We start from the raw sequence: 330 nt of genomic DNA on the forward strand, positions 1-330 counted from the left end.
CGGCCGCGAGCGCCCCCGAGCCGATGACCACCACCTCCGACGGGACGGGCGGGATCGGGGCGTCCAGGGCCACGAGGAGCGCGGTGAGCGGGTGGAACCACGCTCCGAGCGCGTCCATCAGGGCGGCCGGGTCCCCGCCCGTCACCGCGGTCGCTCCTGCAGCTCGGCGGGGGAGGTGAACTCCCGCTCCTCGCCCGTCACCGCGGCCGCGAGCGCCCCCGAGCCGATGACCACCACCTCCGACGGGACGGGCGGGATCGGGGCGTCCAGGGCCACGAGGAGCGCGGTGAGCGGGTGGAACCACGCTCCGAGCGCGTCCATCAGGGCGGC

General features: G+C 77.3%; 1 pseudogene. It reads right to left on the bottom strand.

Annotated elements, in window-relative coordinates:
• Window positions 1–141: 141 nt before the first annotated feature.
• Window positions 142–330, bottom strand: a pseudogene (locus tag D8M29_RS13925) (hypothetical protein); the annotation flags it as partial.

It is taken from the genome of Micrococcus sp. HSID17227 (assembly GCF_003989405.1).
Taxonomy (GTDB): domain Bacteria; phylum Actinomycetota; class Actinomycetes; order Actinomycetales; family Micrococcaceae; genus Micrococcus; species Micrococcus luteus.